Source organism: Beduinella massiliensis (assembly GCF_900199405.1).
GTDB classification, from domain to species: domain Bacteria; phylum Bacillota; class Clostridia; order Christensenellales; family Aristaeellaceae; genus Beduinella; species Beduinella massiliensis.
Map to the genome: position 1 here is coordinate 2,596,909 of NZ_LT963430.1, position 23,261 is coordinate 2,620,169.

25 protein-coding genes are annotated in these 23,261 nt (G+C 59.8%); 3 read left to right on the plus strand and 22 right to left on the minus strand.

Features of this window, described 5'->3' with window-relative positions; translation table 11 throughout:
• Window positions 1-3: 3 nt before the first annotated feature.
• From C1725_RS12665 to pta, 3 genes are all read right to left on the minus strand, one after another.
• Window positions 4-516, minus strand: coding sequence for a YceD family protein (locus C1725_RS12665; protein WP_102411956.1), 513 nt, complete (start codon window positions 514-516; stop codon window positions 4-6).
• A gap of 85 nt (window positions 517-601) precedes the next feature.
• Window positions 602-1,798 (minus strand): acetate/propionate family kinase, encoded by a 1,197-nt coding sequence (locus C1725_RS12670; protein ID WP_102411957.1) that lies wholly within the window; start codon window positions 1,796-1,798, stop codon window positions 602-604.
• A gap of 71 nt (window positions 1,799-1,869) precedes the next feature.
• Entirely contained in the window at window positions 1,870-2,868 is a 999-nt protein-coding gene (gene pta / locus C1725_RS12675; RefSeq protein ID WP_102411958.1) for a phosphate acetyltransferase, read from the minus strand.
• A gap of 170 nt (window positions 2,869-3,038) precedes the next feature.
• On the opposite strand from pta, the gene C1725_RS12680 reads away from it, so the two are divergent.
• Together C1725_RS12680 and C1725_RS12685 are read left to right on the plus strand one after the other, a co-directional pair.
• The gene (locus C1725_RS12680; RefSeq protein ID WP_102411959.1) at window positions 3,039-4,247 is read left to right on the plus strand and encodes a nucleotidyltransferase; all 1,209 of its coding nucleotides are present in this window, start codon (window positions 3,039-3,041) and stop codon (window positions 4,245-4,247) included.
• A 46-nt stretch (window positions 4,248-4,293) separates the two neighbouring features.
• Window positions 4,294-5,298: a hypothetical protein gene (locus tag C1725_RS12685; RefSeq protein ID WP_102411960.1), complete on the plus strand. Its 1,005-nt coding sequence runs from the start codon at window positions 4,294-4,296 to the stop codon at window positions 5,296-5,298.
• A gap of 124 nt (window positions 5,299-5,422) precedes the next feature.
• Here C1725_RS12685 and C1725_RS12690 read toward each other — a convergent pair whose 3' ends face one another.
• From C1725_RS12690 to C1725_RS12710, 5 genes are all read right to left on the minus strand, one after another.
• Window positions 5,423-6,268 carry an IS3 family transposase gene (locus tag C1725_RS12690; protein ID WP_102410756.1) on the minus strand — a complete coding sequence of 282 codons (846 nt, stop codon included), beginning with the start codon at window positions 6,266-6,268 and terminating at the stop codon, window positions 5,423-5,425.
• Between the two features lie 2 nt (window positions 6,269-6,270).
• The gene (locus C1725_RS12695; RefSeq protein ID WP_102410455.1) at window positions 6,271-6,573 is read right to left on the minus strand and encodes a hypothetical protein; all 303 of its coding nucleotides are present in this window, start codon (window positions 6,571-6,573) and stop codon (window positions 6,271-6,273) included.
• A 137-nt stretch (window positions 6,574-6,710) separates the two neighbouring features.
• The gene (locus tag C1725_RS12700) at window positions 6,711-7,433 is read right to left on the minus strand and encodes an ATP-binding cassette domain-containing protein (RefSeq protein ID WP_102411961.1); all 723 of its coding nucleotides are present in this window, start codon (window positions 7,431-7,433) and stop codon (window positions 6,711-6,713) included.
• A complete protein-coding gene (locus C1725_RS12705; protein WP_428829585.1) occupies window positions 7,420-8,169 on the minus strand; it encodes an amino acid ABC transporter permease in 750 nt (249 codons plus the stop codon). The genes C1725_RS12700 and C1725_RS12705 overlap by 14 nt, the downstream gene beginning before the upstream one ends.
• A gap of 125 nt (window positions 8,170-8,294) precedes the next feature.
• Complete coding sequence (locus C1725_RS12710; RefSeq protein ID WP_102411963.1) at window positions 8,295-9,047, minus strand: transporter substrate-binding domain-containing protein; 753 nt, start codon at window positions 9,045-9,047, stop codon at window positions 8,295-8,297.
• A gap of 231 nt (window positions 9,048-9,278) precedes the next feature.
• On the opposite strand from C1725_RS12710, the gene C1725_RS12715 reads away from it, so the two are divergent.
• Window positions 9,279-10,151, plus strand: coding sequence for a diacylglycerol/lipid kinase family protein (locus C1725_RS12715; protein WP_346026641.1), 873 nt, complete (start codon window positions 9,279-9,281; stop codon window positions 10,149-10,151).
• Window positions 10,152-10,229: 78 nt separating this feature from the next.
• On the opposite strand, the gene C1725_RS12720 is transcribed toward C1725_RS12715, so the two are convergent.
• The 14 genes from C1725_RS12720 to C1725_RS12785 form a co-directional block, all read right to left on the minus strand.
• Window positions 10,230-12,038, minus strand: a complete 1,809-nt coding sequence (locus C1725_RS12720) for a hypothetical protein (RefSeq protein WP_102411965.1) — start codon at window positions 12,036-12,038, stop codon at window positions 10,230-10,232.
• 20 nt (window positions 12,039-12,058) lie between these two features.
• Entirely contained in the window at window positions 12,059-12,748 is a 690-nt protein-coding gene (locus C1725_RS12725) for a TetR family transcriptional regulator (protein WP_102411966.1), read from the minus strand.
• A 203-nt stretch (window positions 12,749-12,951) separates the two neighbouring features.
• Window positions 12,952-14,475, minus strand: coding sequence for a VanW family protein (locus tag C1725_RS12730; RefSeq protein ID WP_102411967.1), 1,524 nt, complete (start codon window positions 14,473-14,475; stop codon window positions 12,952-12,954).
• 26 nt (window positions 14,476-14,501) lie between these two features.
• Entirely contained in the window at window positions 14,502-15,158 is a 657-nt protein-coding gene (locus tag C1725_RS12735; RefSeq protein WP_102411968.1) for a redox-sensing transcriptional repressor Rex, read from the minus strand.
• A 195-nt stretch (window positions 15,159-15,353) separates the two neighbouring features.
• Window positions 15,354-16,121 carry a response regulator gene (locus C1725_RS12740; protein WP_102411969.1) on the minus strand — a complete coding sequence of 256 codons (768 nt, stop codon included), beginning with the start codon at window positions 16,119-16,121 and terminating at the stop codon, window positions 15,354-15,356.
• Complete coding sequence (locus C1725_RS12745) at window positions 16,118-16,660, minus strand: hypothetical protein (RefSeq protein WP_102411970.1); 543 nt, start codon at window positions 16,658-16,660, stop codon at window positions 16,118-16,120. Before C1725_RS12745 ends, C1725_RS12740 begins: the two co-directional genes overlap by 4 nt.
• Before the next feature lie 66 nt (window positions 16,661-16,726).
• Window positions 16,727-17,725 carry a flotillin-like protein FloA gene (gene floA / locus C1725_RS12750; protein ID WP_428829600.1) on the minus strand — a complete coding sequence of 333 codons (999 nt, stop codon included), beginning with the start codon at window positions 17,723-17,725 and terminating at the stop codon, window positions 16,727-16,729.
• Between the two features lie 100 nt (window positions 17,726-17,825).
• Entirely contained in the window at window positions 17,826-18,338 is a 513-nt protein-coding gene (locus C1725_RS12755; protein WP_102411972.1) for an NfeD family protein, read from the minus strand.
• 103 nt (window positions 18,339-18,441) lie between these two features.
• Entirely contained in the window at window positions 18,442-19,026 is a 585-nt protein-coding gene (locus C1725_RS12760; RefSeq protein ID WP_102411973.1) for a uracil-DNA glycosylase family protein, read from the minus strand.
• A gap of 11 nt (window positions 19,027-19,037) precedes the next feature.
• On the minus strand, window positions 19,038-19,613 hold the full coding sequence (locus tag C1725_RS12765) for a uracil-DNA glycosylase (RefSeq protein WP_102411974.1): 576 nt from the start codon (window positions 19,611-19,613) through the stop codon (window positions 19,038-19,040).
• A gap of 199 nt (window positions 19,614-19,812) precedes the next feature.
• Window positions 19,813-20,025 (minus strand): hypothetical protein, encoded by a 213-nt coding sequence (locus C1725_RS12770; protein ID WP_102411975.1) that lies wholly within the window; start codon window positions 20,023-20,025, stop codon window positions 19,813-19,815.
• An 83-nt stretch (window positions 20,026-20,108) separates the two neighbouring features.
• Window positions 20,109-21,761, minus strand: a complete 1,653-nt coding sequence (locus C1725_RS12775) for a Na/Pi symporter (protein ID WP_102411976.1) — start codon at window positions 21,759-21,761, stop codon at window positions 20,109-20,111.
• Window positions 21,762-21,894: 133 nt separating this feature from the next.
• Window positions 21,895-22,410: a tRNA (uridine(34)/cytosine(34)/5-carboxymethylaminomethyluridine(34)-2'-O)-methyltransferase TrmL gene (gene trmL, locus C1725_RS12780; protein ID WP_102411977.1), complete on the minus strand. Its 516-nt coding sequence runs from the start codon at window positions 22,408-22,410 to the stop codon at window positions 21,895-21,897.
• Window positions 22,411-22,477: 67 nt separating this feature from the next.
• On the minus strand, window positions 22,478-23,260 hold the full coding sequence (locus tag C1725_RS12785; protein ID WP_102411978.1) for a response regulator: 783 nt from the start codon (window positions 23,258-23,260) through the stop codon (window positions 22,478-22,480).
• Window position 23,261 lies beyond the last annotated feature (1 nt).

A 23,261-nucleotide genomic window follows, 5' to 3' on the forward strand; every position in this document is an offset into this window, starting at 1 on the left:
GACTTACACCTCCTCATCCTGATTCAGCAAGGATGCCAACGCCGCAAAGGGCTGTTTGGATGGCATTTCTTTCTGGCATGAACATTGGGTCTGGTTGAGGTTTGCACCGCACACGGGACAGAGGCCTTTGCAGTCGGGCCTGCACAGAATGCGCATCGGCAATTCCAACAGAATGGCACCGAGCACGAGGTCGTCCAGATGCAGCACATGCCCCTCGTACGTAAACCGGTCAGGGTCGTCGGGATCTTCCTCGCGCGTAAAGACCTCGTCTACCTTTGCGCTGACCGGAAGGACAGCAGGTTCAAGGCAGTCGGCGCAGGGAACGGTGATCGTGGCCTTCACCTCGCCGCGCAACAGAATGGATTCCCCCGCAGCAGCAAACACACCCGATAAAGAAACGGGCGACGTGAAGACGAGCTCGTCTCCGTGCCATTCTTCCGGCGCGTGCGACTCCACGACCGCGAAGTCGAATTCCTCGCCCGGGGCTTTAAGCGCCTTGCTGATGTCTAGCTGCATACGTTTCACCTCGAAAAGTCAACCATCCGATATTATAACGGTTGTCCTCTTCTTTGTCAATACCTGTGCGGCTTTTTAGCGCGCTTTACAGCGCCTCGACGATCGCCTTGGTATCGCGTGCGATCGGCAGCTCTTCGTTGGTCGCCACCACAATGACCTTGCAGGTGGAATCGTCCGTCGAAATCACGCCGGAAGCGCCGGTGACGTTCTTCTTCGGGTCGAGCTTCGCGCCCAGGAACTCCAGATCCTGAATGACGTAGCTGCGGGCCACGGCGTCGTTTTCGCCGATGCCGGCCGTCAGCACGATCGCATCCAGACCGCCCATCGCCGCCGCATAAGCGCCGATGTACTTGCGGATGCGATAGCCCCACGCTTCCATCGTCGTAATGGCCATCGGATCGCCCTTCTCCGACGCGCCGCGCACGTCGCGCATGTCGCTGCTGAGACCCGAGAGGCCCGCGAGGCCGGACTTCTTGTTCAGGATGTTCAGCATCTCGTGAATGTCGGTGATGTGGTCGTTTTCCATGATGCACTCGAGCACCGCGGGATCCAGGTCGCCCGAGCGCGAGCCCATAATGACGCCTTCCAGCGGCGTCAGGCCCATCGAGGTATCCACGCACTTGCCGCCCTTGATGGCGGAAAGCGAGGAGCCGTTGCCCAGGTGGCAGATGACGAACTTGCAGTCCTCCGGCTTCTTGCCCAACATGTCCGGCACGATGCTGGCGACGTAGCGGTGGCTGGTGCCGTGGAAGCCGTACCGGCGAATCTTGAGGCGCTTGTAGTAGTCGTAGGGAATCGCGTACAAAAACGCCTTGGGCGGCATGGTCTGGTGAAACGCCGTGTCGAACACCGCGACGTTGGGCGTATTGGGCATGACCTTCTGGCAGGACTCGATGCCCATGAGGTTCGCGGGCATGTGCAGCGGCCCCAGCGGCACGAGCTCCTTCATGCCCTTCATCGTCTCCTCCGTCACCAGAACGGATTCCTTGAACGTCTCGCCGCCGTGCAGCACGCGGTGGCCGACCGCCGAGATCTCGTCCATGCTCTTGATGGCGCCCTTCTCCGCGTCCGTCAGCGCCGCCATGACCGCTTCGATGGCCTCGACGTGATCCTTCATGTTGCGTTCATAGTCGATGACCTTGTCTGCGACCTTCTGCTTGAAGTGCGTGCCCTCGATGCCGATGCGCTCGACCTGGCCCTTCGCCTCGACGGTCTCGCCCTCCATGTCGATCAACTGATACTTGAGCGACGAAGAACCCGCGTTGATAACCAAGATTTTCATGTACAACTCTCCTACCCAATACGTATTTCATATACGACGGGGCGCACGGCGTGCGCCCCGCTGCCTGTATCTCAGCCCTGTGCCTTGACCGCCGCGATTGCAACGACGGAGACGATGTCGTCTACCGAGCAGCCGCGGGAAAGGTCGTTCACGGGCTTGGCCAGACCCTGGATGATCGGGCCGACCGCCTCTGCGCCCGCCAAGCGCTGCACCAGCTTGTAGCCGATGTTGCCCGCCTGCAAGTCCGGGAAGACCAGCACGTTCGCCTTGCCGGCGACGGGGCTGCCCGGGCTCTTGAGCTGGCCGACGGATTCTACCAGCGCGGCGTCTGCCTGCAGTTCGCCGTCTACGTTCAGGTCGGGGGCGATCTCATGTGCAATCCGGGTCGCTTCCTGCACCTTGGTGACGTTCTCGTGCTTGGCCGAACCCTTCGTGGAGAAGGAAAGCAGCGCCACGCGCGGGTCGAGGTCCGCCAGCGCCCTGCCGGTCTGCGCGGAAGAAACCGCGATCGCGGCCAGCTCCTCTGCCGTGGGGTTGGGGATGACCGCGCAGTCGCCAAAGACCATCACGCCGTCGTCGCCGTATTTCTTGTTGGGCACGTCCATCAGGAAGCAGGAGGAGACGACCTTGATGCCGGGGGCCGTCTTGACGATCTGCAGCGCCGGGCGGAGCACGTCGCCGGTGGTGTTGATCGCGCCCGCGACCATGCCGTCCGCGTCGTCCATCTTCAGCATCATCGTAGCGAAGTAAAGCGTGTTCTTCGTCACCAGCTCGGTCGCCTGCTCCAGCGTCATGCCCTTCTTCTGGCGCAGCTCGAAGAGCTTCTGCGCGTAAGCCGGGGTCTTCTCGCAGGTAGCGGGATCGACGATGGAAACGCCCGACAGGTTCACGCCCAGCTCCTGTGCCTTGGCCTCCACCTCGGCCTTGGCGCCGACCAGCGTCACCTTCGCAAGCTTCTGCTCGACGATCTTCGCGGACGCCTGCACCGTACGGGGCTCCGTACCCTCGGCCAGCACGATGTGCTTGATGTCGGCAGCCGCCTTCGCCTTAATCTTTTCAATGACAGACATGTTCAAATCCTCCTCGACGTGGTACTATAGTAAAGAGTTGGTTTCATTGTAGAAATCATCCTATATTATACAGGAAAAAGCGTTTTTTGAAAAGGCAATACGGCCGCTTTTGCCGTATTTTTCGGAAAAAGGGCGGCTTTGAGAGCGTCCGCAGCAGTCAGGAGGGCCCTATGCGCGTCGTCGGCGTCATCTGCGAATACAATCCCTTTCATAACGGCCACGCCTATCATCTCGCGCAGGCGCGCGCCCGCGCCCGCGCGGACTACGTGGTCTGCGTCATGAGCGGCTGCTTTACGCAGCGCGGTGAGCCCGCGCTGCTGGATAAATGGATCCGCGCCCGCATGGCGCTGTCCGGCGGCGCGGACCTCGTGCTCGAGCTGCCCTTTGCGTTCGCCTGCGCGCAGGCGGAACGCTTTGCGCGCGGCGGCGTGGCGCTGCTCGCTTCCCTCGGCGCCGTCACCCACCTCTCCTTCGGCTGTGAGGAACAAAGCCTGCCGTATCTGCGCCAGGCTACGGAGCTGCTGGGCGAGGAGCCGCCCGCCTTTCGCGCCGCCCTCGCTCGCGCGCTCGCGCGGGGCTGCTCCTTCCCACGCGCCCGCGCGCAGGCGCTTTGTGAGACGCTGGGGCTCCATGAAGAGGACGCGCCTGCGCTCGCGCAGCCGAATTTTTCGCTCGCTGCGGAATACCAACGCGCGCTGAGAGAGCTCGCGCCCGCCGTCAAGGCGCTCCCCGTCGCGCGCAGTGGAAGCGGCTATCACGAGGAAGCGCTCTCCCCTCTCGCCTCCGCGACCGCCATCCGCTTGGCCGCGCGGCGCGGGGAGTGGCAGGCACTCCATGCCGCCATGCCGGACGCAGACCTGCTGCAAGCGGCATTTGCAGAAGGTCGCTGTGCCGACCTGGATGCTTTTTCCAATCTGCTGCTCTACCGGCTTCGCACGATGCGGCTTTGCGACCTGCGCGCGCTCTACGATATGCCGGAGGGGCTCGAAAACCGCATTCTGCGCTGCGCGCAGGATGCGGCGGCGTATGAGCAGCTCGTTACCGGCATCAAGTCCAAGCGCTACACCCGCGCGCGTATCACCCGCATGCTGCTGCACGCGCTCGTGGGATTCACGCGCGAACAGGCGCAAGCATCCCCGCTGCCAAGCTATGCGCGCGTGCTCGGCTTTCGCGAGGATGCCGCTCCCCTGCTTCGCCATCTCAAGGGTTCCTCCTCCGTTCCGCTCGTCCTGCGCGCCGCGCCCTTTGAGCGGCAGGCTGATCCCCTCTTTTGCCTGGACGTCCGGGCGACCGACGTCTGGGCCCTCTGCTGCACCGCTCCTGACGCGCGTCTGGGGCGGCGGGATGCGCGCACTTCCCCCGTCATCCTCCGGTCATGAAGCCCGTCCCCCGCGCATACGATGCCTCAGAACAGGGGGGGATTCCATGGCCGCCGTCTTTGCCGGCTTTTTGCTCGCGCTCATGCTGCGCTTTCCGCTTGAGGCTCTCGATGCCGCTGCCAGCGGCCTGCGCGTGTTTTCGCAGGGGGTTTTGCCCGCGCTTTTTCCGTACATGGTGCTCTGCCAGCTTCTTACGCCCGCCCTCTGCCGCATGCGCCGCATTCCCCGCGCGCTGCCTGTCGCCGCGCTCGCCTTTATGGGCGGTTCACCCGGCGGCGCTCGGCTCATTTCGCTTCTGCGCGAGCAGGGGGCGTTGAACTCGCGGCAGACGCGCCTGCTCGCGGCGCTCACCGGCACATGCAGCCCCATGTTCCTGCTCGGAACAGTAAGCGTATGGGCTTCCTCACGCGCGCTGGGGGTTGCCGTGCTCGCCGCACATTGGCTCGGCTCGGCGCTGTGCGCGCTGTGCATCTGGCCATTTTTGAAGCCGGAAAGCGTCCCAAAATCGTCAGCCCCTGCCGCCGTGGAACCTGTTTCGTTCGCCAAGGCGGTGCAGGGCAGCGCCCTGGCGATGCTCACCGTCTGCGGGTGCATCGTGCTCATGAGCGTCGCCGCCTGCCTGTGCGGCTGTGCCTTTCCGGTCTTTACCCGCACGGCACAGGCCTTTTTGCACGCGGCGCTCGAAATGGCTGGCGGCTCCCGGGCCATCATTTCCCTTGGTTTTCCCCCGCGCGAAGCCGCCGTCTGCGTGTGCGCGGCTATCTCGTTCGGCGGCGTCAGCATTCTGCTGCAAAACCTTTCCTTTTTGCGGCCGGTCGGTGTGCCCGCGGTCTTTCTGTGCGGCTGCCGGGCGCTGCACGCGTTGTTTTCCGCCGCGCTGGTCTACGCCCTCTATCCCCTCTGCGCCCGCGTTATTCCGGCCGCCTCGCTAGCGCCCACCGCTCCCTCCCCGCTTCTGATGGCCGCGCTCTTTACATCGCTCGCGCTGGCCGCTGCGCTCGTCATGCTGTTCAGGCGTTCCGGAAAGGCAAAGGGCCTTCCGGCAAAATAGACATTCAAGCTGGGCGCGGCATCCAAAATGCAAGGCGGTGTTGCAGATTAAAAAATCTGCGGCACTGGACTGTATCCGGTTGAACGGACAGGAAAATAAAAGGATATTGTAGAATTACGCAACCTTACGCGGCGTTGCTCCTGATTTCATAGGGAGTAAGGCCGTATTTCAGGTTAATGCGTTCGAAGTTGTAGAAGTGGACATATTGTGCAACCAACTCCTCTACCTCTGCGCGAGTAGAATAATGGGCACGATAAAGGCATTCCGATTTAAGCGTTCCGAAGAAATTCTCCATAGCAGCATTGTCGTATGGACAACCGGGACTGGACATAGAGGGTTGAAAGTGATATTCTTTGCTTAGGTCGAAGTATGCTTCGGAGGTGTATTGAGACCCTTGGTCACTGTGGAGCGCGAGTCCATCAGTGACCTTCTCTGTTATCATAGCGTCTCGGATCGTCTGAGTAACCAGCGATGCGGCCATGTCGCCACCAATGCGATAGGCCAACACCATTCGACCACAAAGGTCAATCACCGCACACATATACAGCATTCCCTGTGGTGTGGGGATATAGGTGATATCTGTTGACCAGAAACGATTGGGCCGTTGCTGTTCAAAGGCACGCTGCAATAGGTTTGGGTATTTGTACACGTTTTGCTGATGTTGAGTATATCTTCTTTGCCGCCGAATCTGTGCAAGCAGATTGGTCTTGCGCATGACGCGCAGAAGTGCTTTAAGATTTACATTTTTTCTTTTCTTCCGCTGGATCCAGAGACGAACACGGCGGATGCCGTAGGTCTGGTTGCACTGCTGTTGACATTCCACAATCAGATCGACCAACCACTGATCTTTCGGCGTTTTTTCTTGCTTTTTACGCCAAGCATAATACCCACTTCGGGAAACTTCAAATACTTCACACATTGTGACGATAGGATAAATGTTGCGAAAACGTTCTATAACTCGATATTTCAATTTCACCTCCTTCCAACTTCTAACAGAAAATTTCGCAGCAGTTCCACCTGCATACGCAGTTTTACCAATTCATTATTCTGCTGGATTTCCTCGTTCTCCGGCATTTTACGCGGACGGCCTTTAGGGCGAGGTACATCGCCCTTTGCGATTAATCGTTCTCTACGGTTTTCTCGATTGACTAGTTGCTCAACCTGTTTCTTCGTTAGCCCAAGGCTGGCTCCGATTTCACGATTCGTTTCGCCCGTGATTTTCCGCTCGCGTATTGTTTCAATAAGGCCTTGTACCTTCGTGTATTTTTGCCTCATACAATAAACCTCCTGTCGTAGTTTGCTTCTTACATTCTACAACAGGAGGTCTCTTATTTCATTGTCCGTTTATCGGGATACAGTCCATTTTTTCATTTTCTTGTTACGGTCTTTTTGTGCAACGGCCCCTTCTATGATTACAGCACCTTGCGCAGGAAGTCCTGCGTGCGCGGGTTCTGCGGGTTGCCGAAAATCTGCTGGGGCGTGCCTTCCTCCATGACGATGCCCTCGTCCATGAAGAGCACGCGGTCACCCACTTCGCGGGCAAAGCCCATTTCGTGCGTCACGACGACCATCGTCATGCCGTCCTTTGCAAGCTGCTTCATGACGTCGAGCACCTCCCCGACCATCTCCGGATCCAGCGCGCTCGTCGGCTCGTCAAAGAGCATGACGTCCGGGTTCATCGCCAGCGCGCGCACGATGGCGATGCGCTGCTTCTGCCCGCCGGAAAGCTGATTCGGGTAGGTATTCGCCTTGTCCTTAAGCCCAACGCGCGCGAGGAGCTGTTCTGCCTTTTTCGCGGCCTCGTCCTTGTTCATGAGGCCGGTGTTGACGGGCGCTAAGGTGAGGTTTTGCAGCACGGTCAGGTGGGGAAAGAGGTTGAACTGCTGAAAGACCATGCCCATGCGCCTGCGAATCCGGTTGATATCGCACTTGGGATCGGTGATGTCGGTGCCCTCAAAGAGAATCTGTCCGCTCGTGGGCGTCTCCAGCAGGTTCAGACAGCGCAGAAAGGTGCTTTTCCCGCTGCCGCTGGGCCCGATCACGACGACCTTCTCTCCGGGGGCGATGTGCTGATGGATGCCCTTTAATACTTCCAGGTCGCCGAATTTCTTATGCAAATCCTTAACGGTTATCACCCTGACGAAGCCTCCTCTCCAGCTTGCTGACCAGCCACGTGAAGAACATGACCACCATGAGGTAAATCAACGCCACGGCGATCAGCGGCATGAACGCCGAATAGGTGACGCCGCGGATGCGGTTGCCGCCGAACGTCAAATCGGCCACCGCTACGTAACCGGCGACGGAGGTCTCCTTCAGCAGGGCGATGAATTCGTTGGCCAGCGTGGGCAGCACGTTTTTGAGCACCTGCGGCGCGATGATCAGCCACATGGTCTGCAGGTAGTTCAGTCCAAGGCTGCGCCCGGCCTCCATCTGCCCCTTGTCCACCGACAGGATGCCGCCGCGGATGATCTCGGACACGTATGCGCCGGAGTTAATGCCGAACGCCAGCGCCGCCACCATCAGGCCGTTGTCGGAGGACGCGAAGATGACGTAGTACATGATGAGCAGCTGCACCACGACGGGCGTGCCGCGGATCACCGTGGTGTAAAGGCGGCAAATGCGGTTGAGCAGCGACAGCACGAACCGTGCCGGCCCCTTGCGCATCGCAGCGCCGTTATTCTCCCAGGTGGTGCGGACGATAGCGATGAGAACGCCGATGACGATGCCGAGCAGGCAGGCCAAAAAGGAGATGAGGAGCGTGTTCTGCAGGCCGTTCCACAGCAGCTTCCAGCGATCCTTCTGTATAAAGTTCAAAATAAATTCAGCCTTTACGCCGTCGAACCACGCCGCTAAGCTGTTGAAAATCGTCACGCAGGTGACCTCCATTTTCCATTCAAATTCCGAAATAACCCGTCCATGGGCCGCGCGTTACGCAGCCCATGGACGGGGAAATGCCCCGGTTATATGTTCTGACTTGGGATCCATCAGTCCTAGCTTTACTCGGCGCTGATGTACTTGTCTACGATAGCCTTGACGGTTCCGTCCTCGATGAGCCCCTTCAATGCCTCGTTGAACTTGGCGACCAGTTCGCTGTCCTTGGCGAAGCAGGCGGCGTAGTCCTCGACGGCATACTGGGTGTCGAGCACCTTCAGTCCTTCGTTAGCGGCTACATAAGCCTTCGCGGGCTCGTTATCGATGACGACACAGTCGATTTTGCCGTTTTTCAGCGCCATCACGGCCTCGTTGCCGTTGGGATAACGCATGACCTTGCCCAGCCCCGCTTCCTCGATGTCGCCGGTTACGTAGATGTCGCCGGTCGTGGAGAGCTGCACGCCCACGCTGTAGTTGGCGCCTTCTACGAACAGGTCGTCGACGGTGGTGATCGGCGAACCCTCCTTGACGACGACCGCCTGAATGCCGGTGGCGTAGCTGTCGGAGAAATCGACCATCTGCGCACGCTCTTCGGTCACGGTCATGCCAGCCATCGCGAAGTCGGCCTTGCCGGACTGCACGGCGGCGATGATGGAATCGAACTCCATGTCGTCGATCTTGAGCTTGTAGCCGAGCTTTTCGCAGACCGCGGCAGCAATGTCGGCGTCGATGCCCACGACGTCCTCGCCCTCGCGGAACTCATAGGGCGGGAAGGAGGCGTTGGTCGCCATGGTGAGCGTATCGGCGTCCGCTGCAAAGGCGCTAACCGCCATCGTCAGCATCGCAATACAAAGAGCAAAGGAAATCAGCTTTTTCATTTTTCTTCCCCCATACTTGCTTGTTTTTTGAGAATGGCTGAATTATATCGCATAATCATGAATGTGTCAAGGCCAATTTCGCTTTTTTCTGCATAAAAATGAGTATGATTTTTAAAGCGGCGAATATTTAAGCAACTTCTATGCAATCGGGACGAGGCGGCGTCCTTTGGGCTTGCAAAAATCGACAAAGGCGGTATAATGGTAACAGTTTGATTGCCGGAGGGATCTCGTTTGCTTCACCTGATCGTCAACCCCATCGCCGGAAACGGACGGTGCGCCGCCATTGCCGGGCGTATTGAGGAAGCGCTCCGGGCGAAAGGCCATGTCTTTGAAACGCAGCGGACGCTCCGGCCCGGGCATGCCGAGGAACTCGCCCGGCGCGTCGCACAGACGGGCGCGCCGCTCGTGCTGTGCGCTGGCGGGGACGGAACCGCCTTCGAGGCCGCGCACGGCCTGATCGGCTCGAAGACGGCGCTCGGCATCCTCCCCTGCGGCACGGGCAACGACTTCACGCGCATGCTCCATCTGCCCTCAAAACCCGAGGAGGCGGCTCTCGCGCTGCTCGAAGGCCACGCCCAACCGATCGACGTGGGCTACATCAATGGGCATCTGTTTCTCAACTCCTGCGGAGCCGGGTTTGACGCCCAAACCGTACAGGCGGCACAGAAAGCAAAATTTCTCGGCCGTGGCATGCTCCCCTACCTCTACGGCGTGTTCGACACGCTCGCTCACTACAGACCGCGCGAAATGACGATCCAGGCGGACGACGCCCCGCCCTTCACGCAGCCCTGCCTGCTGTGCATCGTCGCAAACGGGCAATTCATCGGCGGCGGTATGCAAATCGCCCCATGTGCGCGTTTTGACGACGGGCTGTTCGACCTCCTTTACGTCGATCCGCTGCCTCGCCGCAAAATCGTTCGTCTCCTGCCAGAAATGATCCGTGGAAAACACATGCGCTTTACAGAAATCGTTCATCACATCCGCTGCCGGAGCGTACGCATCGACTGCCCCGGCATGCTCATGCAATGCGACGGCGAGCTGCAAACGCTGGACAGCGCTTCGTTTTCATTGACGCCCGCACGATTGCTGCTTCAGGTTCCCTAATGCCTGCACAGGTTTTTCAAAATCCCCCGGCGCGCGCCGGGGGATCTGCTTTGCTCGGAAACGAATTTTCATCCTGTTTCATTGAACGGGGAGGAGCGCAGGCTTGCCATTTTCCTGCGTGACGCGGTAAAGCGTCTGCTGCGTGAGCCCCTGCGGAAAAAACGCGGCGAAATCCCGTTCAAACGCTTCCTTCGTCCAGCAAAGATACAGGTAATCGTAATGCGCCGCTACCTCCGACGCCCAATCTTCGGGGGCCATGACGCGCGTCCAGATGTCACCCTCCGCATAGGGTGCGGTGCCGACGCTCGTCCAGTCCGATGGATTGAGCGCGTCGTCCGGCAGCCCGAGGTCGTAGCGCACGAGCCACCAGTCGTAATCCCCGCCCACGGGCGAGAGGATGTACAGGCGTTCCCCCTCCTGCATGAGTCTCTTCGCATTCCGCGCCGGAGCATAGCTTTCCCTTGCGTTGGCCGTCTCTCTCGATTGAAGCGGCGCGGTCGCCTCGTGATAGAGGGTCAATCCCACGTTTTGCAGCACGCACAGGCTCAAAAAGACGCACACCGCCGCCTTGACCCCTCCGCCGCGCCGTGCGCCTTGAACGCAGCCAATGCCCGCTGTGAAAAACAGCATCGCCAGGGCGTAGGTCATCATGTATCGGCCAAAAGAGGCCAGGTTTTCCGCCTCATATTCCGAATATGCGAAAAGATAGAGCGCGAGCAGCGTTCCGGCATATAGGGCGGCGCCTATCGCCGTCATGCCAAACGCCATGCTCATACGCCTTTGCTCCGCCAAGGGCCGCTTTCTCAGCAGCGCCCAGCCCGCGCACAGGAAGAGGATGAGCGCCGTAAAGCATGTGACCGGCATCAGATAACCCGTGAGCTCGAATTCACCCAGCGCCCTCAGGAAGTAGAGCACCGCGTTCTTCCTCCCGCCGCTCAGGCCCGCAAGGCGGCTCAGGCCGTCCATCGTCCAGGAGGAACCGACTCCGGCCAGCGTCGTGTGCGCCTTCCACGAAAGCAGCGCGATCAGCACCGCCCCAGCAGTCATGAAGACCGCCCTGCGGTTTCCGTGCGAAAAGCGCAGCGCATCCACCGCCATCACGACCAGCGCGATCGCCGCCAGCCCCGCGCCGGACGATTTCGTCAGCGCGAGCAGGCAGAGCTGCGAAAGAACGCAGAACCGGCCGCACAGGCTGTCGTCCGAAAAGTAGGTCGCGAGCGCCCCGCCCAGCAGCAGTCCCAGCATTGCGTCGACGTACAGTTCGCTGAAAAACGAAGGGTAAAACGCCGTCGGCAGCAGAAGGGCATTCAGGAAAAACAGCGTACCTGCCGTCAGACAATGCCGTTTGCGCGTCAGCGAAAAGACCGGCATCACGAGCGCAAAGTAGGCCGCGTTCATGGCGATCAGCGTCGCATCCTCCCGGAACGCAGGATAGGTTCGTGCAAAGAAATACTGAATCAGCGACATCGCCGGGGGATAATCCCTAAACGTTGCGTTCGAGACAGGATCGGTATTTAAGACGTTCAGGACCGACATCGTCTTCGCAGTCAATCCCCAGTGAGTAAATTCGTCCCAGTTGACCAACATGCGCCCTCTGTTCTGAACGAGCGCGAAGACAAAAAAGAGCAGCCAGACGAGCAACGCGCCAAAGGTTCCTTCGGGTACATTTTTGCGCCTGACCGCTAGAAAGATGAAGCAGCCGAGCCCGGCCAATGCCAGAAGATACACAGCGTAAACCCCTGCGTAAAGTCCCCCGAAGAGCGCCGGAACGTACAGCACGCCGACCACGACGCCCAGCGCCAGCGGAAAAGCGCGTGCCGCGCGCACGCGCAGGAGAGAAGACGCTCCGAGCGCGAGCGCAGCCAGGGCAAGCCATGGCACCAGCATCCTGCAGTCCCCCTTTCCGTCTACGGGTTCCTCTCCTCCATCATCGAACGGCAGATCTTCGCCATGTCCGTGACGCTGAGCAGCGTGACAGAGCCAAACGGCGCGCCCAGCAGGCGTTCGATCGCGTAGCGGTAAATCTCCAGCTTGTCCACGATCGCGTTCAGCACGTCGCTCTCGTCCGAGCCCGCGGATAACAGGAACGCGATCTCATCGGTCAGCTGCAGCCCGAGGCGCAGGACGAGCTCCGCCATCCCGTCTCCCGCCGGGGTGAAGAACACGCCCTCTGCGACGCCCTCGCGCACGATGCGCCGCAGGATGGGCAGCGTCAGCTCGAGCTGGCGCTGCTTCATCTTCTCGCGCATTAAAGCGCCGTCCTCGCGGTAAGCTACGCGCACCAGCAAGCTGATGAAGTCCGTCGAATCCGACTGCCAAATGCCGGAGCGCTGAAAAAACGCATTGAGCTTCTCCACCGCGCTGCCGCTGCAGGCGTCCACCGCATGTTGCGCCGCTTGGCAGGAAGTCCGCGCACGCTCCTCACAGATCGCCTCGAGCAGCGCAAGCTTGCTCTCAAAGTGATGGTAAAAGCCGCCCTTGGAAAAGTGCAGCTCGTCCAGAATATCCTGTACGGATGTCTGTTCATAACCGCGCGCATAGAACAGCCGCTCCGCCGTTTCCAGCAGCGCCTGCCTGCGGTCGTCGCCTTTACGCATGCGTGACTTCCCTCCCCGCCATCGCCTGGTGCTTCATGCAGCATCCTTCCCGGGCCGTATACAGACTTATAGTCTGTTATGTTCCTATTATACGTGGAACCCGCCGCCGCGTCAAGCATAGAAAAACAGACCGCCGATATTTCCGGCGGCCTCTGACTGTTAAAAAAGCCTTTTACTTCATCGGAGATGAAGCGGTCTCTGACTTAATTATAGTATATTTCCTTTTGAACGGCTCTATACGTCGTCTGCCATAATTTTTCGCGGTGAAGCTCGATGCCGTTTACATCGTAAAACACCTTATAAGTATCTACGACATAGCCCGTGCGCTTCTTCTTCGCCACCTTGCTCGCACCTCTGGCCATCGACTCGTCGCGGGTATAAATCACCTCGTCGGACGGCGTCAGCGTGCGTATGGTTTCGGAGTACAGGTTGATCGTCGTGCCGTTTTCCAGCATCTTGCCGTACACCTCGACCGTGACCTTCTGATCCTCGTACCACGCAAGAATAAAGACTGGGAAATCCGTATTGTTGCGGAAGACGAAGTCCAGTCTCGGCCAGTCCACCGCCGCGTCCTCGCCCTTAGGCACATACGTGCTCGGCCAAGAATGCTGCGAACGATCCACGATTTCCAGGTTTGCGCGGACAACCGCATTAAAGAGCGTCGAGGAAGTCTGGCACACGCCGCCTCCCGTGTCGTCGATCAGCTGTCCACCGGAAATCGCGCCCGCCTCTTTGTAGCCCTTGGCCTTGGTGCGCTGGCCGGTGCACTCGTTAAAGGAGAGCGTCTCGCCGGGCATGACCACCCGGCCGTTGAGCGCGTCGGACGAAAGCGCGATGTTCGTGTTGCGGTTGTTGTCCTTCGTCGTCTCCGTCGTAAAGGAGGAAACGCGTCCGAACATCGGGGTCAGCATCGCCTGGGTGACCGCTGGCTGAACAGGCGCTCCCGTAACCTCGACCACCGCGTCGTAACGTCCGGCATCCAGCGCCTCCACCACGTCGCGATACAGCCTATCCGCGTCTGCGGCATAACCTACCTGCTCCGGCGTAAAGACGAACGTCTTCGTCACTGGGTCAAAGGCGTACAGCGTCGCGTCCGTCGCAGGCTGATCGATGCGGGCGACGACTACGTCCGTCAGCTCGCGTACCTTTCCCTTGTCGTATCCGAGTCCCGTTTCAAAGGACGCTCCGCCGGTTTTCAGCATCTGAACGTCGCTGTAGCGCTGTTTCAGGCTTCCGCGCCTTCCCAGCGCATAGGCTCTGGCGAGCACTTCCTGCGTATCGAAGCGGATAGGAACCTCTTCGGACGTGATCCGCCATTTTTTGTCGCCATACGTGATCCCGATGGCGAACGCCTCGCTCTGCTGATTGGTATGCGATTCCAGGGTAGCCTGGGCCTCTCCCATCGTCATGCCGCCGATATCCGTGCCGTTTACGCGAATGCCCGGATAGAACGTATCGACGGCCACCTGCCGGGATACCTCCTGAAACTGCTGATAAACCTGATACTCCTGCGCGACCCACCAGGATATCAGGGAAAGGAGCCCTACGCACACGAAGACGACCGGAATCGTCCAATAGGGAAAGACCTTCTTTTCTTCTCTTTCGTACGCGTTCCGCGGAGGCGGCATGCGCCGCACCTGCGTGTTTCTTTGGCTCGTTTCGCTGCCCGGACGCTGAAAGCGGCTGACGTCGCCGCCCGGCCTTCCCGGCGTTTTCTGGCTCGGCATGTCGCGGGGTCTCCTTCTCGATGCGTTTATTGATCGCCCTTTTCAGCCAAGAGCTCCTGCTCGTGCATCCTGTAGGAAAGGATATGCAGGGTATCGCTCAGGTGAACATTGACGACGGGGAAATTTTCCGGGGTACTCAAATCGACCGGCGCAAAATTCCAGATAGCGCGCACGCCCCCCTGGATCAGTCGGTCGCACATCTGCTGCGCCGCCGCATGGGGCACGGCGAGCACGGCGATGTCGACGCCGTGCGAAGCGAGCCATCCATCCAGCTTTTCAATCGGCTGCACGACGATGCCATGCACGTCGATTCCGACGAGCGCGGGGGATACATCGAACATCGCCTGTACCTTGAAGCCTTCCCGCGCAAAAGAAGAGTAGTTCGCCACCGCACGGCCGATATTGCCCGCGCCAATGATGATGACGTGATACTCGCGCGTAATTCCCAGAATTTCCGCGATGCGCATCTTCAGTTCAGATACATGGTACCCAAACCCCTGCTGGCCAAAACCGCCAAAGCAGTTGATATCCTGCCGAATTTGCGAGGCAGTTAATCCCATTCGTTCGCCAAGCTCCTGAGACGAAATTCGGGTAACGCCTGCTTTTTCCAATTCACGCAGGTGCCTGTAATAGCCCGGCAGGCGGCGGACAACGGCGTCGGAGACGCGGGAACGGTAGGCCATCTGCTTGCACCCCACTCACTTCATTGTCATTCCGGCTGTTATGATGACATCCGTACTGTTTAGTATAACAGCTTCCTTTTTTGTGCGCAAGGGGAAAATCCATCGGAGCCGTCTCCGATTTCACAAAATTTTGTCGGACAAGCACCGCCCCAAATGCAGTAATCCGCCGGAAGCGTTGCTTCCGGCGGATTGTATTCACGAAAACAGGCGTTCCAGCTCTTCATAGCGTTCGTGCGTGATGAGCGCGTCCTGCTGCGTGCCGCAAAGGCGAACCACATAGGTCCATCGTCCATATGGCGTGATGCTGTCGATTTCGTGCAAGTTGATGATGTAGGACTTATGGCAGCGATAGAAAATTTCGGGATCCAGCCGCGCCTCGATGTCCCCCAGCGACTCGCTCGTCACGAATCGGCCGCCACCCTTCATGTAAAGGACGGTCGCACGATTTTCGCGCTGAACGAGCAGGATATCTTCCATCGCGACGAAGTTGACGCCCTCCCGGTGGCGGAGCATGAGCCTTCCCGCCGCCACCCTCGCCCGAGGCGCGGCATTCTGCGTAGGGTTAGGCACCGGATCATCCTGCGCGCGCCTCAGCAACACGTCCTGCGCGCGCTCCAGCGTCTTCATCACGCGTTCGAGTTTAAACGGTTTGACCAGATAGTCGAATGCATACACCTCAAACGCATCGGCCATGTACTGATCGTGCGCGGTTGCAAACACCAGAATAATGGAAGGATCCGTATCCTGAATGACGCGCGCCGCTTCCACACCGCTCATTTCCGGCATCTCCACGTCCAGAAAGACGAGCTGCGGCTTTTCCTGCTCCACTTTTTCGAGCAGTTCCCTGCCGTTCGTCGCCTCTCCGCGCAGTTCAAAGCCTTCTACGCGCTCGATCATCTTACGCATGATGGTCCGCATGCCCGCGTCGTCGTCTGCAATGACCACCGGTATCTTTTCACTCATCGCATCCGCATCCTTCGCCTGTCCTGAGGTTTTGTGAGAATTTCAGAGAGGATAATGCCCCGAAGCAGCTCCTGCGCCTCATCCTGCACGTCCTGCGCATGCTGCATGCGAGGCTGCGGCGCCGCGTAGGAGGGCGTACCAAGCTCGTGGCATGGGTCTTCCCCCTCGCCCGCCTGTTCCATTTCCTCCTGCGTCACGGTTCTCGGCTGCATGCGGCTCATCCGCTCCGCATCCAAGCGATGCTCCACGCGTGCGGAGCGCTCGACCGCCGAGGCCTCCCGCAAAATCGGGGCGCCACCTTCTTTTTTGTGCATCCGCTTATGCGAAGGCGCAGGCTGTTCTTCCACCTTCGGCATCTCTTCGGGGTCTTCGCTGATCTGTTTGGCCGCCTCGGCGAAGCGTCCCAGCATCTGCTGCCACTCTCCCTGAGGCGCGCGCGGCATCGCCTTTGCGGCCTGGCCCGCGCTGTTCTTCACCTGCTTTTGGCTGGCACGAACGATCGCCCACACGACAAGGCCGATGACAATTAAAACATCCACGCGCGGTCCCCCTTTCTGGCAGACCGGGGCCCATGGGCCCCGGTCCTCAAGCTTCGTCTTAGACGATTACTTCTTGCTCGGGCGCGGCGGCTCAGCCTGCCCGCCTTCGGGCTTGCCGATCTTGGCGATCGCGTCGCGCATCGTGGTATCGGCGATGGTGTTCTGCATCTGATAGTAATCCATGACGCCCATCTTGCCCTCGCGAAGCGCAGTCGCCATCGCGCGCGGCACTTCCGCCTGTGCCTCGACGACCTTCGCCTGCATCTCCTGCACGGCGGCCTTCATTTCCTGCTCGCGCGCCACAGCCATCGCGCGGCGTTCCTCGGCCTTTGCCTGCGCGATACGCCGGTCGGCCTCCGCCTGATCCATTTGCAGCTGCGCGCCGATGTTGCGCCCGACGTCTACGTCCGCGATGTCGATCGAGAGGATCTCAAACGCGGTGCCCGCGTCCAATCCCTTGGAAAGCACCGTACGGCTGATCAGGTCGGGGTTCTCCAGGACGGACTTGTGCGATTCGGCTGAGCCGACCGTCGTTACGATGCCCTCGCCAACACGGGCGACGATCGTTTCTTCGCCTGCGCCGCCGACCAGGCGTTCGATGTTCGCGCGCACGGTCACGCGGGCCTTGGCGCGAAGCTCGATGCCGTCCTTGGCGATCGCCGCGACGATCGGCGTTTCGATGACCTTGGGGTTGACGCTCATCTGCACAGCCTGTAGCACGTCGCGTCCAGCCAGGTCGATGGAACGCGCCTCTTCAAAGTTCAGATCGATATTCGCCCCCTGCGCCGTGATCAGCGCGCGGATCACGCGATCCACGTTGCCGCCCGCCAGGAAATGCGCTTCCATTTCGCCGATGTCCGGCTGAAGACCGGCCTTCACGGCCATAATCAGCGGTTGCACGATGCGCGCCGGCGCGATTCGGCGAAAGCGCATGCCCACCAGCGTACCGATCGACACCTTGACGCCCGACGCACGGGCAGATATCCACAGTCCCAGCGGTACAAAGCTCAGGAACGTGATAACCACGACCGCTACCAGGACAATCAAGAGAACCATCCAGACCATTTCCATAGGTCAACCCCCTTTTTTCCCAACGAGTCCTTTATATGCACGCCTCTTTGGCGGGCACTACCCCTCTAGACGCAGGCGATTCGCGTCGCCCTGTTCATTCGGCCTTTTCCTTGGCCTTGCGCACCACGATGCGCCTTCCTTCCACGGACACGATTTGAATGTCGCTGTCCGCTTCCAGGAACTCGCCCTCCGTCACCACGTTGAGACGGACGCCCTCGAATTCGCCGATACCGGACGGGCGCAGCACCGTACGCGCCTTGCCCTCCTTGCCCAGCAGTACCTGCATATCTTCGTACCCGTTTTCGCCGCCCTCGTCCAAGGCGGTGTTATTGAGGATCAGCGGCGAATTGGAAAGAGCCCCCTTTGCCGCCGATCGCAGGGAGAGCGATATGGCAATGGCCACGATCGCGATGATGATGATGAGCACCCCCAGCGCCGCCATCATGCCGTGGGTCATGATCGTCACGCCCACGCCGATGGCCAGCAGCACCAGGCCTGAAATGCCCGGCACGCCGAACCCAGGGAGAAAAACCTCTAAAATCACGAGCCCTGTCCCTACCACGAGGCAAAGCAGAATCGGCAGGTTGGTTACGAGAAAATCTACCATCGCTATGCACACCTTTCAGCTATTGCGTTAGCCAGAGTATAGCATGCTTTTTTGCAGAAGCAAAGAAGAAAGCGCTCAATTATACACTTTGACGTTCAAAACCTCACAGGCCGGGGAGGACCTGCGCCAGCGCGGCCACGTCCTGCTCGTACACAGGCCCCAGACTTCGGTTGTAGAGCAGGCTCGCCGGATGATAAAGCGCAAATACGGGACACGGAACCTCCCGCGCTTCCACCAGCGTACCGTGCACCGCGCCGATCGTCTGCCTGCCGCCGGTGATTGCCCCCAGCGGCACGTTGCCCAGCGTCGCGATGCATTTGGGCTTCACGAGCGCAATTTCACGCAGCAGCCAGGGACGCATCAGCGCGATCTCCTCCTTCGTTGGCGGGCGGTTGGACACGCGGCCCGCTGGCGACATCTTCGTCGGCCTGAACTTTACGGCGTTCGTGATGTAAAGCGCCTCGCGCGAAAGCCCCGCCATCGCGAGGAAGACGTCCAGATTCTTCCCAGCCTTTCCGACGAAGGGACGCCCCTGCATGGCTTCCTGCTCGCCCGGCGCTTCGCCTACGAGCATCAGCTTCGCTCCGGATGCCCCCTCCCCGTATACGATCCGCCGCTCGTCGCCCACGTATACCGAGCGCACGAAGTGCAGCAGCTCGTCGCGGTATTTCGCCATGCTGTCCGCCATGTAAGCCCTCCCTATTGCTCCGTGCTCTGCGTTTTCAGCGAGTTCAGCTTGTCGCGCACTGCCTGAAAGTCTTCCCAGGCGGGCCGTTTTTTGCTCTCGTCGCGCAGCAGGGCCGCGGGATGAAATGTTGGCATGATCCACACGCCCTTGCGCTCGACCCATTTACCCCGGTCGCGCGTGATTCGCGTCTCCTCGCCCAGGATCGCCTTTGCGGGCGTCGCGCCCAGCAAAACGATGACCTGCGGACGGACGAGCGCCACCTGTGCGCGCAGGTAGGGCATGCAGGCCGCAGCCTCATCCGGCGTGGGCACGCGATTCTGCGGCGGCCTGCACTTGACGACGTTTGCGATGTAGACATCCTCCCGCGCAAGGCCGATGGCCGCGAGCATCCTGTCCAGCAGCTGTCCGGCCGCGCCGACGAAGGGCCTTCCCGTCAGGTCTTCCTGCGCGCCGGGGCCTTCTCCGATGAACATGAGGCGCGCGTGCAAGTTGCCCTCCCCGGGCACGACATTCGTTCGCCCGGCTGAAAGGCCACAGGCTTTACAGCCGTAGATTTGATCCATCAGCGTTGGCCATGAGGTCTTCATTCGTATCCCCTCCGCGCTCCGGTTGTGTATTAGTATAACACAACTGGCATGCCCCGTAAACAAAACCGCCGGGCAGCGAAAGAAATTCTTCGCTGCCCGGCCAAATTGTCTTCATTTTTTCGCCGGATTCGTACAGACACGGATGCTTTCGTCCCGCCCGCCGCGGCAAAATGGCGCGCCCCGCCGCCGTACCGTTCGCTTATCGGTTGTCCGTCGCGTCTACGACGACCGCCTCCGTGATGTTCTCGCTGATGCCCGCGAAGGTCGTCTGCAGATCCTGCCGCAGCCAGGTATACAGGCTGGAAAGCAGCAGCATGAGGATGACGATCGCTAGCGACGCCGCGGCGACGCCGAAAAAATCCAGCACGCTGGCCGCGATCTTAAACCCCGTATGCGGCTTATGCTCGGTCATATGCTTCACTCCTTTAGGTCATGCGCCCATGGTTTCCTCACATACTAGACGCCTCGCCCCTCCGGTTTGTTGCACTTTCTTTATCAGTGCATCGACCAATCCTTGGGTACCTCCGGCGGTTCGTCGGTCGCGATGGAGAACGCGATGTTCGTAGCGTGGTCGGCTACGCGCTCCAGATTGGAAAGGATATCCGAAAACAGCATGCCCGACCGCGGCGTGCACAGCCCCTTGGAAAGACGGTCGATGTGGCTCTGCTGGAGCTCCTTTTCCATGTCGTCGATCTCATCCTCCAGCTCCAGCGCGTCTGCCAGATGCTCGCGCGTGCGCGTATGGAAGATATCGCGAGAAAGCGTCAGGAGCTGCAGAACCCGTCCCCACATGTCCTCAAGCTCCGAAATGCCCTGCTCTGAAAACGGGATACCGTCGCGGATACGCGCCTGGGCAAACTCGGCCATGTTCTCCGCATGGTCGCCGATGCGCTCGATGTCGTTGATCACGTGGTACAGCGAACCCACGAGCGCCGCATCCGAGCCGGTGATGTCCTGCTGGCCGATCTGGATGAGATAGGTCGTGATCTCGTGGTTGAGGAAGTTGATCGTGTCCTCGTGCTGCGCGACCTCCGCCGCCCTGCCGCTATCCTGATCGATAAAGGCGCGCATGGAGCGCTCCATGTTCTCCACCGCAATCTGTCCCATGCGCTCCGTCTCCTTGACGGCCTGCGCCACGGCAATCGAAGGCGTGGCGAGCATGCGGGGATCCAGGAAATTCACGCGCCTCTCGACGTCTTCATCGGGCTTGTCCTCCTCATGGACGAGCGCCCCGCTCATCCGAACCAGCAGCGGCGCCGCGCCAAAGAGCACGACAATCTCGACCAGCTTGATCAGCATGTTCGCATTCGCGATTTCACGCTTGATGTCCCCGCCGCTCACCGCGCGCATCCAATCCGCGAGCGGGATAAACTGCAAGGCAATCAGCATGATCGTCGATCCGATCACGTTGTAGAGCAGATGGATCATCGCGGCGCGGCGTGCCGTCGGCGTGGTGCCGACGGAGGCGAGCACGGCGGTGATGCACGTGCCGATCGCACAGCCCAGGGAAATATAAATCGCCATATCCAGCGTCACCAACCCCTGCGCTGCGAGCAGCTGCGTCAGGACCACGGACGCGGAGGAACTTTGAATGATACACGTGACCACCACGCCGATCAGCATCGCCGTCACCGGCGTGGAGGCGGCTATATGGATCATTCGGATGAAGGTCTCGTTCGTGCGCATGGGGCCCATGGCCTCCGACATCATGTCCATTCCGACGAACAAAATACCGAATCCGGCCAGGACGATACCGATTTTCTGCACGGCGGGACGCTTGATGAACATGAACATCACGACGCCCCCGAGCAGAATCACCGGCGCGATTTCAGAAAGCTTAAACGCAGCGAGCTGTGCGGTGATGGACGTGCCGAAGTTTGCGCCCATGATGACGCCGCTGGCCTGCAGAAGATCCATCAGCCCCGCGTTGACAAAGCCGACGACCATGACCGTCGTGGCGGAAGAGGATTGGATGATCATCGTGAAGGCGGCGCCGACCAAAATGCCCATCAGGCGATTCTTCGTCAGGATTTCGAGCAGGCGGCGCATGCGGTCCCCCGCGACGCGCTCCAGTCCGTCGCCCATCATCTTCATGCCGTAGAGAAAAAGACCCAAGCCCCCCATTAAGCCTGCGATCATGCTGAGCATATTCGACCTCCCACGCGAGACCGTTCCCCCGCGTTTTTCCCATCTTACTTAATCGATATAAATATTTTACAGGGGCTTTGCAAACCTTGTCAAGGGATGTCGAAATTTTACGAACATTTTACACTTCGCCCCATCAAAGGTAATCGAGCCACGGCGCGTCCGGCTCCTCCCGGCCGGTGAGCTGCCCGGCGCTCCGCATGGCCGGAAAGCCCTGCTGGCGAAGCGCCTCGTATACGATGACCGCCACCGAGTTGGACAGGTTGAGCGAACGCGCCCCCTCTACCATCGGTATGCGGATGCAGCGGTCGTATACGCAGGAAAGCAGATTTTCCGGCAGGCCGCGCGATTCACGGCCGAAGACGAGGAACGCGTCCTGAGGATAAGCGACGGACGCATAGTCGTGCGGCGCTTTGGTCGTCGCATAGAAAAACGACGCGGCCGGATAAAACTTCAGCAGCGCCTCAAAAGACGCGTGCACCCTGACCTCGACCATGGGCCAGTAATCCAGCCCCGCTCGCTTCAGGTATTTGTCCTCGAGCTTAAATCCGAGGGGCTCCACCAGGTCGAGCGTGCACCCCGTCGCCGCGCAGGTACGCGCGATATTGCCGGTATTTTGCGGAATCTCCGGTTCAACCAAAACGATATGCAAAATCTTTTCCTCCTATTCAGCTTACAAAAGCGACGCCCGGCCAGAAGCCGGGCGCCGGTAAGGTCTCTTAGTTTTCGCCCTCCTGCGCGCAAAGCGCATAAAGCGATTCGTAGACGATACACTTGCGGATCTCCATGTCCAGATCGAAGAATTCCTTCAGATCCTCCTTGGCGACGAGCATGTGATTTTTCGTGTGCAGCTCCACTTCGCCCGAGACCATCCGCGTCTTGGGGTACGCCAGCAGGCGCATGTGATGGGGGTTGAGCACCTGAAGCACGTAGCTCATATCCGGTTCGTCGCGCTCGAAGATATTTCGCAGCGCGTTTTCCAGCCGCTCGCTTCCGTAGCGCCAAACCTCATCCAAAAAGCGTTCGCCCTGCGGCATCCGCATGGAGATGAGGCAAACCGGCCACTGCGGCCTGATCTGGAGCCGAAGCATCTCCACCCGGCGATCGAGATCGGCCGTCTCAAAATGCGTTCCCTGCAAAATCGTGTGAAAGAAATCCGCCTGCAGCATGGGCAGGACGTCGTCCAGATCCGTTTCCTGCTCGCGCTCGACGAGCGTTCGGCGCGTGATGCCGATTTCGCGGCGCAACCGCGCGTGATCCCCGGCGGCCTCCATGCCGACGATCTCCTGATGGGTCGATAGAAATGTGAAAAAATCCTGCCCCGCGTCTTTGGGCAGCAGGTACGCGACGGCATCAGCCTCCTGACGGTTCAGGCGCCGCTTTGCCTCTTCGACATCGCTCAGCAACAGCGGTTCTTCAAAGCCCAACTGCTCCCATTCTGGGAAGCTCTTAAACGCTTCGCGGACGTCTTCCTGATCCGTTACGAGCATCAATTTGTACATG